Below are 14967 nucleotides of genomic sequence, written 5' to 3' on the forward strand. Positions count from 1 at the left end.
ATACGGGAGTCCTTGACATGGGGCCGCATAAGAAAAGCCCCCGGACAACTCCGTCCGAGGGCTTTTTTTCTTCTGGCCGGGCCGCCTAGAGCGGTTTGAGCTCGGTCAGGACGGGCTCGTCGTGATGGTCGCAGTCGTGGTGGTCGCAGGTGATCTGGTTGTCCTTGAGTTCGCCGGAAAGCCATTTCTCCAGGACTTTTTCGATGGGGCCTGAGCAGCCGCGGACCACTTCAATGCCTGCGTTTTTGAGGATGTTCAGTGCGCCCTGGCCCATATTGCCGGCGAGCATGACTTTGACGCCACGCTCGGCCAGGACCGGGGCTATGTCGGACTTGCAGCCGCATCCCTGGGGGGAATCCATGCGTTCGCTGAAAGTGATTCGATTGTCCTCTACCGTCACCAGGGTGTAGTGGTCGCAATGGCCGAAATGGTCGTCGATGAGGCCTTCGCGGGTGGGCAGTGCGATGATCATAAATCTCTCCTGAATGATAGGGTCTGAATACAAGAAAATAATACGGGATCTTTTGTTGTAAAGAGGTGCCGCCTATTTTCTGCGCTCCAGGAAAAATCGCTTGAGCAGGGCCGAGCATTCCTCGCCCATGACGCCTTCCACGGTCCACAGCCGGTGATTGGCGAACGGCAGCGAGCCCCCTTGCATGTTGGAGACCAGGGCCCCGGCGCGTTCGTCCCGGGCCGCGAAGACCACCCCGGCCACTCGGGCATGGAGAAGCGCCCCCGTGCACATCAGGCACGGTTCGAGGGTCACGGCCATGATCGTGTTGGGCAACCGGTAGTTGCTCATGACGCGGGCCGCCTCGCGTAGGCAGAGGATTTCCGCGTGGCCGGTTGGATCATGCGATGCGATGGGCCGGTTGTGGGCGGCCGTGAGCAGAGTGCCTGTAGGCGTGAACAGGGCCGCGCCGATGGGGGCCTCGCCCTCCCGGGCCGCCGTGCATGCTTCGCCGAAGGCCACATCCATGAGATCGCGCCAGGTGGTTCCGGCGGGTGGAGAGGGCGCGATGGGAAGGGCCATGGCCGAGGGTTATCGATCCTTGAGGTAGCGTACCCCGGCTTCGAGCATGGTCAGGCCAAGGGGGATGTCCGGGTCGGTGCCCCGTGTCCAGGACGGATGGTTGGTCTTGTGGTTGTACGCCTCGGGATGAGGCATGAGGCCGAGGATGCGTCCGGAGGGGTCGGTCAGCCCGGCGATGCCCAGCGACGATCCGTTGGGATTGTATGGATATTCCTGGGTGACCTCGCGGGTCTCGGGATGGACGTACTGGACCGCGATGAGATTTTCATCCTGCAAGGCCTGAAAGGTGTCCGCGTCCATGGGAATGATCTTGCCCTCGCCATGACGGATGGGCACGTCGAGAAAGTCGATGCCCTTGGTAAACACGCAAGGCGAGGCCGGATTGGTTTTGAGTCGTACCCAGCGATCTTCAAATCGGCCGGAATCGTTGTAGGACAGGGAGACCTGCCGTTCAAAGTAGCGTCCGCCGATGCCCGGAAGCAGACCGAGTTTGCACAGGAGCTGGAAGCCGTTGCAGATGCCGAGGATAATGCCGCCCTTGTCGAAAAATCCCTTCAACTGATCGAGCACGGGTTTGCCGCCCGCGTCGTTGGACCAGCGCCAGCGCAAGGCCGCTGCCTGGGCCGCGCCCAGATCGTCGCCGTCGAGAAAACCGCCGGGGCAGAGGAAATAGTTATAGTCGTCCATGCGGACATGGCCCGCTGCGAGGTCGGAAAAATAAATGATATCGGCCTGATCCGCACCAGCTTCCCGCAGGGCGTAGGCGGATTCCTTTTCACAGTTGGTGCCGTATCCGGTGATGACAAGTGCGTTGACGCGGGCCATGAAAATCTCCTCTTCGTATTGACTTTGTCGCAGTACCCTGCAAAATTTGGAAAGCAGCGGCGTGCTGGGCAGGAACATACGTGTCCGGCGCACGACAGTCAACATGGCCGGGGGACGACGCCGGCTATGATATATCCTTATAATCCAAGCTTAACGAAGGGGCTTCCTGACGTATGAAAACCAAGTTCATATTTATTACCGGTGGTGTTCTTTCCTCCCTGGGCAAGGGCCTGGCCGCGGCATCTATTGGAGCGCTTCTCCAAGCCCGCGGCCTCAAAGCCACCATCCAAAAACTCGATCCCTACATCAATGTGGATCCTGGGACCATGAACCCCTTTCAGCATGGTGAGGTGTACGTTACCGACGACGGTGCCGAGACCGATCTCGACCTCGGCCATTACGAGCGCTACCTGGGCAAGGCCCTGAGCCAGCAGAACAACTACACCTCCGGTTCCATCTATAACTCCGTCATCCAGAAGGAACGGCGCGGCGACTACCTGGGCGGCNGGCCCTGAGCCAGCAGAACAACTACACCTCCGGTTCCATCTATAACTCCGTCATCCAGAAGGAACGGCGCGGCGACTACCTGGGCGGCACCGTACAGGTCATCCCGCACATCACCGACGCCATCAAGGAAGCGGTCATCAACCTGCCCAACGGCGAGGACGTGGCCCTGATCGAGATCGGCGGCACGGTGGGCGACATCGAGGGCCAGCCGTTCCTGGAGGCCATCCGCCAGCTCAAGAACGACCTGGGCAAGGAAAACGTCCTGTTCATCCACCTGACCCTGGTGCCGTACATCAAAGCCGCGGGCGAATTGAAGACCAAACCGACCCAGCATTCGGTCAAGGAACTGCGCTCTGTGGGCATCCAGCCCGACATCATCATCGCTCGTTCCGAAGTGCAGTTGCCCGAGGACCTCAAGAAGAAAATCGCCCTGTTCTGCGACGTGGATCAGGATGCCGTGTTCACCGGCGTGGACGTGGACAATATTTACAAGGTCCCCCTGGAGTTCTACAATGAGGGCGTTGACCAAAAGATCGCCATCCTGCTCAAGCTGCCGGCCAAGAACGCCGAGCTCGCCCCCTGGGAGAATCTCGTTTACGCCCTGGACCACCCCGGGGGCGTGGTCAAGATAGGTATCGTCGGCAAGTACGTGGACCTGACCGAGGCCTACAAAAGCTTGCACGAGGCGTTGATTCACGGCGGCGTGGCCAATGAGGTCAAGGTGGAGCTGGAATACGTCAATTCCGAGAAGGTCACCCCGGCCAACGTGGAAAAGAAACTCAAGGGGCTGGACGGCATCCTGGTGCCCGGCGGGTTCGGCTCACGCGGCATCGAGGGCAAGATCCTGTCCATCAAGTATGCCCGTGAAAACAAAATCCCCTTTTTCGGCATCTGTCTGGGCATGCAGTGCGCCTGCATCGAGTTCGCCCGCAATGTCATCGGCCTGGAAGGGGCCAATTCCGAGGAATTCGACAAGGTCACCCCGCACAACATCATTTACCTGATGAAGGAGTGGTTCGATTTTCGGACCAAGAAGACCGAGACCCGCTGCGAGGACTCCGAGAAGGGCGGCACCATGCGGCTCGGCTCCTACCCGTGCAAACTCAAGAAGGACACCAAGGCCTTCGAGGCCTACAAGGTCGTGAACATCGACGAGCGGCATCGCCATCGTTTCGAATACAATAACAAGTACATCGAGCAGTTCGAGCAGAACGGCATGGTCCTGTCCGGCACCGCTCCGGACGAATCTCTGGTGGAAATCGTGGAGTTGCCCGGCCATCCCTGGTTCCTGGGCTGCCAGTTCCACCCGGAATTCAAGTCCAATCCCATGCACCCGCACCCGCTGTTCCGGGAGTTCATCAAGGCCGCCAAGGACGAAAAGGCCAAGAAGTAGCAGCCCATGGCAGATCTTTATCAACTCAGCAGGTCCGGCCCGTTCATTCTGGCCGGCCCCTGCGCCATTGAAAGCCGGGAGACCGCGCTTGCGACCGCCGACGTGCTCGCCGGACTGGCCGCAAAGCTGAACATCCCCATCGTCTATAAGAGTTCCTTCGACAAGGCCAACCGGACTTCGCTGACCAGTTTTCGGGGCCCCGGCCTGGAAAAGGGGCTCGAAATACTGGCCGAGGTCAAGTGCACTTCGGGGTTGCCCGTGGTCACGGATATTCACCACCCCGAACAGGCCGCGCCCGTGGCCGAGGTGGCCGACGTCCTCCAGATTCCGGCCTTCCTCTGCCGCCAGACCGACCTGCTGGTGGCCGCCGCAGAAACGGGCAGGGTGGTCAACGTCAAGAAAGGGCAGTTTCTCGCCCCCTGGGACATGAAAAACGTGGTCGACAAACTGCGTTCGGCGGGCAGTGAGCGCATCTGGCTGACCGAGCGCGGCTCCACCTACGGCTACAACAACCTGGTGGTGGACATGCGCTCCATTCCGCAGATGCGGGCTTTCGGCGTGCCGGTAATCATGGATGCGACCCATTCGGTGCAGTTGCCCGGCGGACTGGGCGGCGCTTCGGGCGGGCAGCGGGAATACGTCCCGGTCCTGGCCGCCGCCGCCGTGGCCGCGGGCGCGGACGGCGTCTTCATGGAGGTTCATCCCGACCCCGACAAGGCGCTGTGCGACGGTCCCAATTCCCTGCCTTTGGCCAAAGTGGAAGAGCTGCTCCGGCGGCTTCTGGCCCTCTGGGAGATCAGCCGTGGCTGATGCGACTGCGCTGGCGCGGAAGATCAAACTGCTGGTGCTCGACGTGGACGGCGTGCTCACCGACGGCGGCCTGTACTATGGCGACGAGGGGCTCCTCGTGAAGCGGTTCAATGTGCAGGACGGGCTCGGCATCAAGGTGGCCCAGGCAATGGGCCTTGAGGTCGGAGTCATCACGGGGCTGAATCAGAAACCGGTGGAGAACCGCGTTCGGGAACTGGGCATCCAGCATTATTACGCAGGGCATCACCGCAAGGTGCCGTTGTTCGAAGAGATGTGCGAAAAGGCGGGGGTCGATCCCCAGGAGGCCGCCTACATGGGCGACGACTGGATCGACCTGGCCGTAATGCGCCGCGCCGGGCTGGCCCTGTGCGTGCCCAACGCGGTGCCCGAGGTGATCGAGGCCGCGGATTGGATATCCGCCCGGCAAGGCGGACACGGCGCGGTCCGTGAAGCTATCGCCTTCATCCTGGAGGCCCGCGGCCTCAAGGAGCAGGCTCTGCAACACTGGGTGGACTAGATGAAAGGGCGCCCGGCTCTGATTCTTCTCGTCATTTTCGCCCTGGGGTTGCTTATCGGCCTGGGGGTGAATTCCCTTTTCTTTTCCGAGCCCATTCTGGAGGAAACCGGTACAGCCGAGCGGCCAAGGGCGTCGCGCGAGGAGATGTTCGCCGACGCCGACGTCTCGGCCGAGGACATCGAACTCGTCCAGGGCAAGCAGGGGGCCATGGCCTGGAAGTTGTTAGCCCGGAGTGCCAAGTACAACCAGGAACTCGGCATCATCGCCATGGATTTCCCCCAACTGACCGCCTTTTTCGGCGAGGATCGCCGGGAGGTCTACGTCCAGGCGGACCGTGGCGAGGTGGATCAGGAAAACGACAATCTGTCGTTGTACGACGGTGTCAGCGGGCGATTCGGCAACTTGGCCCTGGACGCCCAACATCTTGATTATGTGGGCGCAATAGGTAAGGTGTACCTCAAGGGCGGCGTCACTATGCGCCGACCGGACATGATTGTTCAGGCCAAGGCCATGGAACTCGACTTAGCCACGAACCAATTGGTGGCCGCGGGCGGCGTGGAAGCGTTGTTGGCCCCGGAAGGACTGGGAAGGAATCCTTTGCATGAAAACAAGGAATAAGACGTTGCGGAAAACGGTTCGACGTATGGGAATGCTGCTGCTGCTGGCCCTGTTGCTGGTTCCGGTCAGAGCCCTGGCCCAGGACTGGGGCGAAGTGCGCGAGGCCACGGTCAACCTCAACGTGCGCAAGGCGCCCAATCCAGGGGCCGCGCATGTGGTCACCCTGGCCAAGGGCCAGCGGGTGCGCACCGACTTCCCCGAAAACGGCTGGGTGGCCGTCTTCGAGTTGAGCGAAAAGGATCGCGACCCGGCCAAGGCCGTCGGGTACGCCAACGCGAAATTCCTCAAGGCTGTTGAGATGAAGAAGGCCGCGTCCACGCCCACTCCGGCGGCCCCCAAGATCGATTCCGGAGAAGGGCAGGTCACGGGTGCTGTGGCTGAAACACCGCCGCCCGCCCCCATTCCGGTGGGCATGGATCCGAACCGTCTGCCGGTGAAGATCACTTCCGATCGCATGACCTACAATGAAACCGGCAAGGTCATTTCCTTCGTGGGTAACGTGGTCGCTACCCATGGCGAACTGACCCTCTGGGCCGACAGGCTTTCGGCCTTTCTCGCGTCCAGCTCCGACAAGAAATTTTCCGCCGATAGCGTTGACCGCATCGTGGCCGAAGGCAAAGTCCGGGCACGGAAGGGGACCACCGAAGGAACCTGCGGCAAGCTGACCTACTTGGTGGGGCCGCAACTCCTCAAGATGGAGCAGAATCCCAAACTCCAGGATGGCCCCAACTCCTTGACCGGCGAAGTCATCAATTTCCACATCAAAGACGATCGATCCGAGGTCATCGGCGGCGAACAGCGCGTCAAGGCCGTCTTCATGACTCCCGGCAATCTCAAGGTGCAGTAGATGGCGGAAGGTCTGCGCGCAACGAACCTGTCCAAGCGGTACGGACAGAAAGAGGTCGTCCACGGCATCAACATAGAGGTCAACACGCGCGAGGTGGTCGGCCTGCTCGGTCCCAATGGCGCGGGCAAGACGACCACGTTCTACATGCTCGTGGGCATTGTTCAGCCCAACACCGGCGAGGTGTCGCTGAACGGCCAGCCGCTCACGGACAAGCCCCTGCACGAGCGCGCCCGCCTCGGCGTCAGCTATCTGCCCCAGGAAAGCTCCATCTTCAAAAAGCTTACCGTGCGCCAGAATCTCCAGATCATCCTGGAGCAGACCAACCTGACTTCACGGCAGCAGCGGGCCCGGGCCGAGGAACTCATGGAGATGTTCACCATCACCAAGCTGGCGGACCAGGCGGCCATGTTCCTGTCCGGCGGCGAGCGGCGCAGGCTTGAGATCGCCCGGGCGCTCATCCTCGATCCGCAGTTCATTCTTCTGGACGAACCGTTCGCGGGCATCGACCCCATTGCGGTCATCGACATCCAGGAAATAATCTCCGTGCTCAAGTCCATGGAGATCGGCATCCTCATTTCCGACCACAATGTCCGGGAGACCCTGAACATTTGCGATCGTGCCTACCTTGTCTACGAAGGGACGGTCATTCTGGAGGGAGCCCCGTCTGAAATCGTCACATCCAGCCGCGCCCGGCAGATCTATCTGGGCGAAGATTTTCATCTCTGATCTCCTTGCCCTTATCTTTTTTTCGCTTTCCCGATTTACACCGTACCCAAAGGTTGGTACACTTTTTTCATACCATCAATGTGCCCTGTGTATTTACAATAGAAACAGGATGTTATCACTATTGTGTTGCATCCTTAAATTCTCTGTGGCATAGTTGGTTTGAAAAAAATGGTGGGCGGGCGAAAAAAATTTTCGTTATCCAGCAGCCGATAAATACAACTTCAAGCGAGTGACGAATCATGGGATTGGAACTTCGGCAACAGCTCAAGCTCTCTCAGCAACTGGTCATGACGCCCCAGTTGCAGCAGGCCATCAAGCTGCTGCAGTTATCGCGTCTTGAACTACTGGAGACGGTGCAGCAGGAATTGTTGGAGAATCCCTTTCTTGATGAGACCGAAACCGACACCGAGGTCCCAGACAAAGCGGAGGCCCTGACCGAATCCCAGGCCGAGGAGGAGTTGGTCCGCAACGCCGACTGGGAAAACTATCTCGGCGAATTTTCCTCCACCTCCAAGCAGGCCATGTCCCGCGACATGGAAATGCCGGAAGAGGGTATGTCCTTCGAGGCGCGGCTGGCCTCCAAGCCTTCCTTGGAAGGGCATCTCAACTGGCAGATGCGTCTGTCCAGCTTTTCGGAGCAGGAATTGGCCATCGGGGACGTCATCATCGGCAATCTCGATTCAAACGGCTACCTGCAGGCGTCCATGGCGGAGTTGGGTGCCATGGTCCAGGCCTCCGAGGAGGAGATCGAATCCGTCCTGTTGCGCATCCAGCATTTGGACCCTGTGGGCGTGGGTGCCCGCAGCCCGCAGGAATGCCTGCTGGTCCAGATGGAAGTCCTGGGCTACGACGACCCGACTCTGGTCTCCCTGGTGCGCGACCATCTGGAGGATCTGGAAAAGAATCGCTACAAGCCGTTGGCGCGCAAATTCAAAATCTCCATGGACGAGCTCAAGGCATACCTGGACCTGCTCCAGACGCTCGATCCCATGCCCGGCGCCAATTTCTCCAGCACCGAGCCGCATTACGTCAGCCCGGACGTGTTCGTCTACAAGTACGGCGAGGACTTCGTCATCATCCTCAACGAGGACGGCATGCCCCGGTTGCAGATGAATACCTTCTACGTGGATTCCATGAAGGGCGCGGCCGACAAGGAGAAGGAATATTTTCAGGAAAAGATGCGTTCCGCCGCATGGTTGATGAAAAGTCTGTACCAGCGGCAGCGAACCCTGTATAAAGTGGTTGAAAGCATCGTCGGTTTTCAAAGAGCCTTCTTCGAAGAAGGCGTGACAAAGCTCAAACCCTTGATCCTCAAGGAGGTAGCGGAAGATATCGAAATGCACGAATCCACCGTGAGCCGGATCACGACGAACAAGTATGTTTCGACTCCCCACGGCATTTTCGAGCTGAAGTTTTTCTTCAACTCGGCCTTGGATCTGAACGACGGTTCCCAGGTGGGCTCGGAGAGCGTCAAGGCGCTCATCAAGCAAATGATCGCAGACGAAGACACGAAGAAACCGCTCAGTGACGAGCGCATCGGCGAGATCCTCCAGGAAAAACTGGAAGTGAATATCGCCCGGCGTACGGTCGCCAAGTACCGCTCGGCCATGGGCATTCCTTCATCTTCAAAACGCAAGCAGTACTTCTAGAACTGTTTGGCACTCTCAACCAGGAGGCGGCGTATGAACATCAGCTTCACTTTCAAGAACTTCGAGCCTTCCGATCACCTCAAGGGGTATGCGGAAAAGCGTTTTGAAAAGGTAGCAAAATACGTTTCCGATGCGGAGGCAGATCTCCAAGTCAATCTGCTGGTCGATAAGTTCCGCCACAAGGCGGACGTGATCCTGAACTCGGATCGCATTCATATCTCGGCCTATGAAGACTCGGAAGACATGTATTCCACCATTGACATGGTCCTGGACAAGCTGGAAGCCCAGCTCCGCAAGATGCGGGAAAAGATGAAGAACCGCCCCAGACAGGCGCGTCCGAATAAAATGGTGCAGATGAACTACCTGTCCTATGAGGACCTCGCTGCCGGTTCATCCCCCACCATCGTAGGCACCGATGCATACGAGCCCAAGCCCATGTCCGTGGACGAGGCCGCCATGCAGCTCGATGCCCTTGACAATGAATTCCTGGTCTTCCGCAATGCGGAAACCGAAGGCGTTAACGTAATATACAAGAGGAAGAACGGCGATTACGGCCTGATCGACCCTGGTAACTAAGCATGAAACTCAGTGATTACCTGGCGAAGGAGCTGATCCTTCCCGAACTCGCGTCCGAGACCAAATCGGACGTTCTGCAAGAACTCGTCGCCCCCTTGGGCGAACAATATCCAGAGATGGACACGGACCATGCGGTCCGTGTCCTTCTCGATCGTGAACGGCTCGGCTCCACTGGCATTGGGGACGGTATCGCCATTCCCCACGGCAAGCTCGAAGACCTGGAAAAGGTCATCGTGGTCGTGGGCCGCAGCCACAAGGGTGTGGAATTCGAGGCCCTGGACCATAGTCCCTGCACCATCTTTTTTTTGGTGCTGGCCCCGGAGCAGGTAGCGGGCATGCACCTGCGCGTCCTGGCGCAGATCTCCCGTCTTCTCAAGGACGAGGAATTCCGCAAGGCGTTTCTGGCGGCCGAAGACCTTGAGGCCCTCTGGGCCCTGCTCAAGAGCGTATAACCCCGGGACGGACACCGTTGACCGCGACCAATCCTTTTCCCGTGGTGATCGTCACCGGGCTCTCCGGGTCCGGCAAGAGCACCGCCCTCAAGGTCTTTGAAGATCTGGGCTTCTTCTGTATCGACGGACTGCCGTCCGAGATATCGCCCAAGCTGGCCGACCTCATCCTCAAATTCGATACCAAGTATCGCGGCCTGGCGCTGGGCATGGACCTGCGCCAGTTCGAGTTCGTGGACGGATGGGGACAGGCCCTGAAGGGGTTCGCCGAGCTCGGCATAACCCCGCAGGTCCTCTTTCTTGAAGCCAAGATGAGCGAACTGGTCCGGCGTTATGCGACCACCCGCCGGCCGCATCCGCTGGAGAGCCGCAACCTGGGCCTGGAAGCGGCGTTGGAAATGGAAAAAAAGCTGCTGGAGCCGGTCCGTTCCGGCGCGGCCCTGGTCCTGGACACCACGGACTACTCCATCCACGACCTGCGCCGGGTCATTCAGGCGAAGTGGTCATCCCTGGAAACGGTGGGTATGGGCATGCGGGTGCACATCATCACCTTCGGCTTCAAGTACGGCGTGCCGTCCGAGGCGGATCTGGTCTTCGATCTCCGTTTTCTGCCCAATCCTTATTTCGACAAATCCCTGCGGTCCTTGTCCGGCCTGGACAAGGCCGTGTCCACCTACGTCCTGGACAATCCCACGGGGCAAGGGTTCATTCAACGTTTCAAAGATTTTCTGCTTTATATCCTGCCGCTTTACGCTGAAGAAGGACGCTACAGGATCACCCTGGCCTTAGGCTGCACCGGCGGCCGGCATCGGTCGGTTTCCGTGGCCGAGTCGGTGCTGGCAACCCTGAAGGAAAAAGGGTATACGGTTTCGATCGAACATCGACATATGGAACTCGGTTAGACATGGTTGCAAAGACTGACAAAAAAGACGGCGTGATCGGCGTGGTGCTGGTTACCCACGGCAGCTTCGGCGAGACCCTGCTCGGGGCGGCCGAGATGGTTCTGGGCCCCCAGGACAATTGTCTGGCCGTGGGCATCGACGTGAACAAGGGCGTGGACGAAGCCCTGGAAGGCGTGCGCAAGGCGATCCAGTCCGTGGAGCAGGGCAAGGGCGTCCTGGCCCTGACCGATCTGTTCGGCGGTTCGCCCACGACCATGTCCCTTTCCCTGATGAAGTCGGAAAACCTTGAAGTCATCACCGGCGTCAACCTGCCCATGCTCGTGGCCACCCTGCAATCCCGTTCCCTGAAACTCCACGACCTGGCCGAAAAGGCCATGGAAGCAGGGCAGCAAGGGATCAAGGTCGCTGGGGCTATGCTGCGCAAGAAAGCGAAAAAGTAGGGACCGCGCCGTGACGTTTGTTCGTATAGACAACCGCTTGATTCACGGCCAGATCATTGAGACGTGGCTGCCCTATACCGGCGCCAAGACGGTCATCGTGGCCAACGACGAATTGGCTCACGACATCCTCCAGCAGGAAATCATGTCCCTGGCCATCCCCCAGGCGGTGAAGAGTTCCTTCGTTACCGTGGACGAGGTGCCCTCGGCCATTGCCCGACTCGGCTCCAACGTCGGCGACGACGGGGCCATCATTCTTTTTTCCAACTGCGCCGATGCCCGCCGGGCCTTTGATTCCGGCTTCGGCTTCCATGTGCTTAACGTCGGCAACATCCACTACAGCCCGGGCAAGCGACAGATATCCCCAAGCGTGGCCTTGTCCGACGAGGACGAGACCTGCCTGCGTCAGTTGAACCGCCAGGGCGTGGAACTCGATTTCCGCTGCGTGCCCAACGACCCCGTACAGGTGAGGTTCTAGGCCATGCTCATGCAACACTCCCTCGCTTGGTTCGCCCTGGTCGCTTTTTTTTTGCCCTCTTTTCCCAATTCCGTTCGTCGCTGACCATCGGTCTGCTTGAACGGCCCCTGGTGGTCGGCTTCTTCTGGGGCGCAGCCACCGGTGAATACACCACCAGCCTGTATATCGCCATATTCTTCGAACTGTTTTGGCTCGACCTCATCCCGGCCGGTACGTATATTCCACCACAACTCACGGCGGCCACCTTTGCGGCCCTGACCCTGACCACATGGTTCGGCCTCGAGCAGCCGTCCAGGATCATGCTCGTGCTTTTCGCCAGTATGCCGCTGGCCTGGATCGGCACCAAGGTGGAAGGGTGGCTCCGCGAGCGGGAGCAGGGCAGTTACAACGCACTGCTCAACTGGGCGCGCAATCCCGATTCCAAGCATCTGCCCGGTGCCCTGGTCCTGCGCTCCATGGCGCGCGGGCTGGTCATGAGCTGGGTGACTTTTCTAGCGGCGGTCCTCATTCTCAAGGAAGCGTTCGAGCTTTTTTTCGCCCTGTACCCATCCCTCTTCACTCATCTGGATGTAACCTGGGCCCACCTTTGGGTGGCCGCCTCCCTGGGCGGACTCATGGCCCTGCGCCTGAAGCGGGCCTACGTCATCCTGGCCACGGGCATCATCCTTGTTGCCTTGTTCCTGCTTCTGCCCAATCTGTGGGCGTGATCCCGTCCCATCCCCCGACGCTTTTTCCCATTTGTCAGGCTTGTCCTTTCTTTGCGATCATATTCACATGGTTGGTGAGGACTCGGCCGCGTTCAAACATTTCCACCGGGCGAAACGGCAGGGTGGGAAATCCGCCGGAAGGCCTTGTGCCCCATGGTTTGCGGGAGGATTGTGCCGTTCCCGCAACGGACGCAAATCTTTTCGCGCTTTTCTCACTTTGGCTGCGCTTTTAGCTTGGCAGTTTGGAGTGTTTGTGATATCTGTCACATTCTGTTTTTGATGCTCAATTTCCTTATACAGGATAATTCAATTTAGGAGGACTTAATATGGCTATTTTGGTTGTTGGACACAAGAACCCTGACACCGACACCGTCGCTTCCGCGATTGGTGCCGCCGACCTGTACAGCAAACGTGGTATGGAAGCCAAGGCCGTGACTCAGGGAGAGATCGCTCCCGAGACCGCCTTCGTGCTCGAAAAGTTCGGTTTCGCCGCTCCTGAGATCGTCACCGACGCCACCGATCAGAAGATCATCCTGGTGGACCACACCGACATTTCCCAGACCATCGACAATCTGGACAAGGGTGAGCTTCTTGCCGTCGTTGATCACCACAAGCTGGGTGACATCACCACCGCCGGTCCGCTGGAGATGTGGGTCTGGCCCGTGGGCTGTTCCGCCACCGTGTTGAAGTCCATGTACGACTTCTACAATGTCGAGATTCCGGCCAATATCGCCGGTATCCTGCGGTGCGCCATCCTGAGCGACACCGTCATGTTCAAGTCCGTCACCTGTACCGATGCCGACAAGGCCGCCGTCGAAGCCCTGGCCAAGATTGCCGGTGTCAATGACATCATGGCCCTGGGCATGGAGATGTTCAAGGTCAAGTCCGCCGTTGACGGCACCTCCGCCAGCGAGCTGGTTTTCCGCGACTACAAGGACTTCGACATGTCCGGCAACAAGGTTGGCATCGGCCAGTTGGAAGTCGTGGATCTGTCCATGCTGGACGCCCACAAGGATGCTCTGCAGGCCGAGATTGAGAAGGTCAAGGCCGATGGCCGTCATTCCGTCTTCCTGCTCTTGACCGATATCATGAAGGAAGGCTCCGAGATGCTCATAGCCTCCGACGATCCGGCTGTGGTCGAAAAGGCCTTCGGTATCGCCACCAAGGGCGAGCCCGTCTGGCTGGAAGGCGTCATGAGCCGCAAAAAGCAGGTCGCCCCCAACTTCATCAAGGCCTTCGAAGGCTAGTAGCTCAAGACTACTGTTAGTGCGCAAAGTCGGGCCCGCCAGCATTGTGCTGGCGGGCCTTTGCTTTTGGCCGATACCCCGTAGCGACCGTCCGGACGGATCGCGGGGGCGATTGCCGTGCCGGGCCGGAGATGGGTTGAATCACGCCCGACAAAGCACGCCTTAGCTGAGGGAGGGGGCTCTCGATCCCGCCGCACCTGGGCTTTCAACATCTTGATTTTCATTCATAAGCCCTAAAAAAAAGGACGGCTTGTGGCCGTCCCTTTCGAGGAGATGACGATAAAAGGCCCCGGCATATGCCGGGGCCTTTTTAAATATCACAAAAGACCGGCGGTTTTCAGCACGGCTTTCAATTTGGGTTTGTTCTCGTCCTGCAAGGGAACTATAGGCAGGCGGAACTCCGCATCCTTGAAGATGCCCATCATGGCCAGGGCGGTCTTGACCGGGATGGGATTGGTCTCCAGGAACATGGCCCGATTGACCGGGGCCAGCTTGAGATTCAGTTCCAGGGCCTTTTCATGATCCTTGTCGAAGAACGCCTTGCACATGGCGCTCATGGCCTTGGGCATGATGTTGGAGGTGACGGAGATCACGCCGACGCCGCCCACGGCGAGCAGGGGCAGGGCCGTGAAATCGTCTCCGGACAACAGCTTGAAATCGCGACCGCAGAATTCCACGACCTCGGCGCACTGGCAGAGGTTGCCGGTGGCCTCCTTTACGGCGATGGCTTCGGGAACCGCGTCCTTGATCATCTTCAGCGTGGAGGGCAGACAGTTCAGGCCGGTCCGTCCGGGCACGTTGTAGATGACCATGGGCATGGACGTCGCGTCAGCGATGGCCTTGAAGTGGGCCACCAAGCCGCCGGGAGTCGGTTTGTTGTAGTAGGGCGTGATTTGCAGGGTGGCGTCGGCTCCGGCGTCCCGGGCCATCTTGGTCAGTTCGATGGCCTCTCTGGTGGAGTTGGACCCGGCACCGGCGATGACGGGCACGCGGCCTTTGGTCTGATCCACGCAAATTTTAATGACCCGTCCCTGTTCTTCATGGGACATGGTCGCAGCTTCGCCGGTAGTGCCGCAGGGCACCAGCCCGTCGATACCCTGCTCGATCTGCCATTCAATGAAATCGCGGTAGGTCGATTCATCAACCTCGCCATCCTTGAAGGGCGTCGAGAGAGCGGTGAAGGCTCCTCGTAATTCCATCGTCATCTCCTCCTAGAGTATAGCTAGCCATCCGAAAAAAATGTCCA

General features: G+C 59.1%; 17 protein-coding genes and 1 pseudogene. 14 read left to right on the top strand and 4 right to left on the bottom strand.

Features of this window, described 5'->3' with window-relative positions:
* Nucleotides 1-85: 85 nt before the first annotated feature.
* From J0909_RS12820 to J0909_RS12830, 3 genes are all read right to left on the bottom strand, one after another.
* Complete coding sequence (locus J0909_RS12820) at nucleotides 86-472, bottom strand: NifB/NifX family molybdenum-iron cluster-binding protein (RefSeq protein WP_207263391.1); 387 nt, start codon at nucleotides 470-472, stop codon at nucleotides 86-88.
* Nucleotides 473-544: 72 nt separating this feature from the next.
* Nucleotides 545-1033 (bottom strand): nucleoside deaminase, encoded by a 489-nt coding sequence (locus tag J0909_RS12825; RefSeq protein WP_286182008.1) that lies wholly within the window; start codon nucleotides 1031-1033, stop codon nucleotides 545-547.
* Between the two features lie 9 nt (nucleotides 1034-1042).
* On the bottom strand, nucleotides 1043-1858 hold the full coding sequence (locus J0909_RS12830; RefSeq protein WP_207263392.1) for a phosphoribosylformylglycinamidine synthase subunit PurQ: 816 nt from the start codon (nucleotides 1856-1858) through the stop codon (nucleotides 1043-1045).
* 173 nt (nucleotides 1859-2031) lie between these two features.
* Here J0909_RS12830 and pyrG point away from each other — a divergent pair.
* The 14 genes and pseudogenes from pyrG (at nucleotide 2032) to J0909_RS12900 (ending at nucleotide 13721) form a co-directional block, all read left to right on the top strand.
* Nucleotides 2032-3758: pseudogene (pyrG, locus tag J0909_RS12835) on the top strand (CTP synthase).
* A 6-nt stretch (nucleotides 3759-3764) separates the two neighbouring features.
* Nucleotides 3765-4568: a 3-deoxy-8-phosphooctulonate synthase gene (gene kdsA, locus J0909_RS12840; protein ID WP_207263393.1), complete on the top strand. Its 804-nt coding sequence runs from the start codon at nucleotides 3765-3767 to the stop codon at nucleotides 4566-4568.
* Nucleotides 4561-5085, top strand: a complete 525-nt coding sequence (locus tag J0909_RS12845) for a KdsC family phosphatase (protein ID WP_207263394.1) — start codon at nucleotides 4561-4563, stop codon at nucleotides 5083-5085. The genes kdsA and J0909_RS12845 overlap by 8 nt, the downstream gene beginning before the upstream one ends.
* Nucleotides 5086-5703 carry an LPS export ABC transporter periplasmic protein LptC gene (gene lptC, locus J0909_RS12850; protein WP_207263395.1) on the top strand — a complete coding sequence of 206 codons (618 nt, stop codon included), beginning with the start codon at nucleotides 5086-5088 and terminating at the stop codon, nucleotides 5701-5703.
* Between the two features lie 25 nt (nucleotides 5704-5728).
* Complete coding sequence (locus J0909_RS12855; protein WP_286182009.1) at nucleotides 5729-6550, top strand: LptA/OstA family protein; 822 nt, start codon at nucleotides 5729-5731, stop codon at nucleotides 6548-6550.
* Nucleotides 6551-7276 (top strand): LPS export ABC transporter ATP-binding protein, encoded by a 726-nt coding sequence (lptB, locus tag J0909_RS12860; protein WP_207263396.1) that lies wholly within the window; start codon nucleotides 6551-6553, stop codon nucleotides 7274-7276.
* Between the two features lie 239 nt (nucleotides 7277-7515).
* A complete protein-coding gene (gene rpoN / locus J0909_RS12865; RefSeq protein WP_207263397.1) occupies nucleotides 7516-8925 on the top strand; it encodes an RNA polymerase factor sigma-54 in 1410 nt (469 codons plus the stop codon).
* 33 nt (nucleotides 8926-8958) lie between these two features.
* Nucleotides 8959-9501, top strand: coding sequence for a ribosome hibernation-promoting factor, HPF/YfiA family (gene hpf, locus J0909_RS12870; RefSeq protein WP_207263398.1), 543 nt, complete (start codon nucleotides 8959-8961; stop codon nucleotides 9499-9501).
* Nucleotides 9502-9503: 2 nt separating this feature from the next.
* Nucleotides 9504-9953 carry a PTS sugar transporter subunit IIA gene (locus J0909_RS12875; protein ID WP_207263400.1) on the top strand — a complete coding sequence of 150 codons (450 nt, stop codon included), beginning with the start codon at nucleotides 9504-9506 and terminating at the stop codon, nucleotides 9951-9953.
* A 17-nt stretch (nucleotides 9954-9970) separates the two neighbouring features.
* Nucleotides 9971-10852, top strand: coding sequence for an RNase adapter RapZ (gene rapZ, locus J0909_RS12880; RefSeq protein ID WP_207263401.1), 882 nt, complete (start codon nucleotides 9971-9973; stop codon nucleotides 10850-10852).
* Nucleotides 10853-10854: 2 nt separating this feature from the next.
* The gene (locus J0909_RS12885) at nucleotides 10855-11292 is read left to right on the top strand and encodes a PTS sugar transporter subunit IIA (protein WP_207263403.1); all 438 of its coding nucleotides are present in this window, start codon (nucleotides 10855-10857) and stop codon (nucleotides 11290-11292) included.
* Between the two features lie 10 nt (nucleotides 11293-11302).
* Complete coding sequence (locus J0909_RS12890; RefSeq protein ID WP_207263405.1) at nucleotides 11303-11767, top strand: PTS sugar transporter subunit IIB; 465 nt, start codon at nucleotides 11303-11305, stop codon at nucleotides 11765-11767.
* Between the two features lie 26 nt (nucleotides 11768-11793).
* Complete coding sequence (locus tag J0909_RS12895; protein WP_207263407.1) at nucleotides 11794-12474, top strand: PTS sugar transporter subunit IIC; 681 nt, start codon at nucleotides 11794-11796, stop codon at nucleotides 12472-12474.
* 326 nt (nucleotides 12475-12800) lie between these two features.
* Nucleotides 12801-13721, top strand: coding sequence for a manganese-dependent inorganic pyrophosphatase (locus J0909_RS12900; protein WP_207263408.1), 921 nt, complete (start codon nucleotides 12801-12803; stop codon nucleotides 13719-13721).
* 317 nt (nucleotides 13722-14038) lie between these two features.
* Here the strand turns inward: J0909_RS12900 and dapA are convergent, their stop codons facing one another.
* Nucleotides 14039-14920 carry a 4-hydroxy-tetrahydrodipicolinate synthase gene (gene dapA, locus J0909_RS12905; protein ID WP_207263410.1) on the bottom strand — a complete coding sequence of 294 codons (882 nt, stop codon included), beginning with the start codon at nucleotides 14918-14920 and terminating at the stop codon, nucleotides 14039-14041.
* Between the last annotated feature and the right edge of the window lie 47 nt (nucleotides 14921-14967).

The organism is Desulfovibrio sp. Huiquan2017, assembly GCF_017351175.1.
Lineage (GTDB): Bacteria > Desulfobacterota > Desulfovibrionia > Desulfovibrionales > Desulfovibrionaceae > Pseudodesulfovibrio.